The organism is Mesorhizobium sp. M7A.F.Ca.CA.002.04.1.1 (assembly GCF_004022805.1).
Lineage (GTDB): Bacteria > Pseudomonadota > Alphaproteobacteria > Rhizobiales > Rhizobiaceae > Mesorhizobium > Mesorhizobium ciceri.
On the sequence record NZ_RZPL01000676.1, the window covers coordinates 1 to 3,079 of the forward strand.

Genomic DNA, 3,079 nt, shown 5'->3' on the forward strand with positions numbered 1-3,079 from the left:
CACCGCAGCCAAGGCGAAAGCGGCCAGCGGCCCAAAGACGGCCAGGATCACGCCCCCCAAGGCTGGACCAACGCTGCGCACAATGTTGTATCCGACGGACATAAGCGTCACTGCGGCCGGAATGTCGCGTTTGTGAAGGATATCGCCGACCGAAGCGTGCCAAGCCGGATCATTCAAGGCAAAGCCGCAGCCGGCCAGGAAACCTAACCCGAGAATCAGCCAAGGACTGACAAATCCCAGACCCACAGAAATCATCAGCGTCGTCGACGCCGATGCTATCAGGCAGTGTCCCGCAAACATCACCCACCGGCGGCTGAAGTTGTCGGCAATGGCTCCGGCGAAAACTGAGAGGAAGAACACCGGCAATGTGGATGCGGCCTGGACGAGTGCCACCATGAGGTCGGACGCTGAAATCGTTGCCATAAGCCAACTGATGGCGACCGTTTGCACTAGCCAACCGAGGCTGGAAATCTGGGTGGCCGCCCAAATTGAGCGAAACACCTTGTTTCGAAATGGGGCGAGCGTCTTTGAAACGGGCGGTTGGGGATTTTCGCTCTGCATGAGGTATTGCTGGCCTTCGATGAGCGCTGCGATTTGAGCAAGCGGGTCGATACTTAGACATCGCGGAGCACCGCACGGACCCCAGCTCTATGGAGCTTGCCGGCGACTATTTGCGTATTGAGCCATTCTCATAGTCTCATTCATGAGCAGTCCTGTGCGCAAGCATTGCTTTGCTAAATTCCCACCACAAGCGCGCCGCCGCTGAGACCCGCACCCGCTGCCGCCAAGAGGACTTTCTCGCCAGGCCGAAACGGCTGCGCCCGATGGGCCAGCGACAATGAGAGCGGGATCGTCGCGGCGGAAGAGTTGCCATATTCGGCGATCGTCTTGACGATCGAGTGATCAGCGATGCCGAGGTTCCTGCCGACCGCGTCGAAAATGCGCGCATTGGCCTGATGCGGCACGAAACGATCGAGGTCTTGCGGCCTCAGTCGGGCAGCAGTGAGCGCATCTCTCGAGCAGGCGGTCATCATCTCCACGGCCTTGCTGAATACTTCACGGCCGTCAGTGATCGTCATCCGTGTCTGCGCGAGGTCGAGGTCGGCATGGAACGGAGTGTTGCTTCCCCCGGCGGGAATCTGGATTAGCCCGTAGCGCGAGCCGTCGGAATCCACCGAAGCGCCGAGAATGCCTCGATCCGGGTCATCGCAAGGACTGATCACCATGGCGCCGGCGGCATCGGCAAACAGCACGGCGCTGGCGCGCTCGGCCAAATTGATGCGGTGGCTGAGGATGTTGGCGGCGATGACAAGGCTCGCTTTGCCGTGCAGGCGGGTGAACCCGTCGGCGAACATCAGCGCATAGATGAAGCCGGCGCAGGCGCCGGTCAGGTCGATCGCTCCGGCGCGGCCTAGCCCCAGCCGATGTGCGACCAGCGGCGCGCTTGGCGGCAGAAGGTGATCGGGCGTCGACGTGGCGAGCAAGAGTAGACCGACGTCGCCGCGGTCGATACCGGCATTGGTCAGCGCCATGTCGCCGGCAGAGGCGGCAAGGCCCGACAGCGTGTCTTCGTCTGTTGCCCAGAAGCGCGAGCGAATTCCGGTGCGCCGCTCGATCCAGCCGGGCTCAAGCCCGAGCCGGTCTTCGATTTCCGGGTTCTCGACCTTGCGCGTCGGCGCATGATGGCCGAAGCCGAGAACGCGCGACGATAGGTTCATGGCCGCGAGCCGAAGCGTTCGCCGGCCTCCTCTATCGCGTCATAGAGCCCGTCCAATTCGTCGCTGGTGATGCAATAGGGCGGCAGAAGATAGAGGACATTGCCGAGCGGGCGCACCAACAGGCCGCGCTCAAGGAAAAAAGCGCGCAGTTTTGGCCCGATCTCGGCCAGATAACCGGCTGAGCCGGTGCGTAGGTCGAGTGCCGCGATGGTGCCGGTTGTCCGGCAGTCGGTGAAATATGGATTGTCCCGGAAGCGTTGCAGCCCCGCGGCCTGCCTCGCGCTCAAGACCGCGATCCGCTCGGCCACCGGCTCGTCACGCCAGATCTCGACATTGGCAAGTGCTGCCGCGCAGGCGATCGGATTGGCGGTGTAGGAGCTCGAATGGAAAAACGTCTTCTTGCGATCCTCCGAAAAGTGAGCGTGGAAGATGGCATCGGTGGCGATCGTGGCGGCCAGCGGGATGGTACCACCGGTCAGACCTTTCGAGGTGCACAAGATGTCGGGCGAGACGGACGCCTGTTCGCAGGCAAACATGGTTCCGGTGCGCCCCCAGCCGGTCATCACTTCATCGGCGATCACGAGCGTGCCGGAGGCTTCGGCGATCCTCTTCAATTCGGCAAGAACCCAGGCCGGATACATCAGCATGCCGCCGGCGCCAAGCACCAGCGGCTCGACGATCAGCGCGGCTGCGCGCCGGTCGCGGCTAACGGCCTCGAACCGATCCAGCGTTTCCTGCTCGCGCCCGGCGGCCGGGAAGGGGATGGTGTCGACCTCGAACAGCAAAGGCTCATAGGCGGCGTTGAAGACGCCACGGGCGCCGACGCTCATCGTGCCGATGGTGTCGCCATGATAGCTGTGCTCCATGACGGCGATGCGCGAACGCGACGCGCCGATGTTACGGAAATAGCCGAGCGCCATCTTCAGCGCGACTTCGACTGAGGTCGAGCCACTGTCGGAATAGAACACCCGGTGGAGGCCGGCGGGTGCGATGCCTACAAGCGCCTCGGCCAGCCGTTCGGCCGGCTCGTGGGTGAAGCCCGCGAAGATGATCTGGTCGAGGCTCGAGGCGGTCGTCTCGATGGCCTTCATGATGCGGGGGTGGCGATGGCCATGGGTGACGACCCACCAGGAAGAAATCGCATCGAGGATGCGGAAGCCGTCGGCCTTGTGGAGATAGGCGCCTTCAGTCAGCACGATTTCAGGGAGCGAGGGCTCTAGCGCGTGCTGCGTGAACGGATGCCAGACTCGAGACTCCGCCATCAGTCGCCTCCGGCAATCATGGCCAGGTCGAAGCCGGAAATCATTGCATCTCTCAACGTTTCACCCGTCAGCGGACCGAGGTGCGGCAGCCTGCCCAGC

General features: G+C 62.9%; 3 protein-coding genes and 1 pseudogene. All 4 read right to left on the bottom strand.

Annotated features, from left to right (window positions below; all coding sequences use genetic code 11):
- Positions 1–561: MFS transporter (locus ENZ75_RS26570; protein ID WP_128278436.1), on the bottom strand; the 561-nt coding region annotated here is incomplete at its 3' end.
- A gap of 173 nt (positions 562–734) precedes the next feature.
- Positions 735–1,718, bottom strand: coding sequence for a beta-ketoacyl-ACP synthase III (locus ENZ75_RS26575; protein ID WP_063169256.1), 984 nt, complete (start codon positions 1,716–1,718; stop codon positions 735–737).
- A complete protein-coding gene (locus tag ENZ75_RS26580; protein ID WP_063169255.1) occupies positions 1,715–2,980 on the bottom strand; it encodes an adenosylmethionine--8-amino-7-oxononanoate transaminase in 1,266 nt (421 codons plus the stop codon). Before ENZ75_RS26580 ends, ENZ75_RS26575 begins: the two co-directional genes overlap by 4 nt.
- A pseudogene (locus ENZ75_RS35355) lies at positions 2,980–3,079 on the bottom strand (ATP-dependent dethiobiotin synthetase BioD); the annotation flags it as partial. The pseudogene ENZ75_RS35355 and the gene ENZ75_RS26580, both read right to left, overlap by 1 nt.

What these genes read in the sequence shown, in the direction of transcription:
- ENZ75_RS26575 (WP_063169256.1), bottom strand. Translation starts at nt 1,718, where the DNA reads ATGAACCTATCGTCGCGCGTTCTCGGCTTCGGCCATCATGCGCCGACG.
- ENZ75_RS26580 (WP_063169255.1), bottom strand. Translation starts at nt 2,980, where the DNA reads ATGGCGGAGTCTCGAGTCTGGCATCCGTTCACGCAGCACGCGCTAGAG.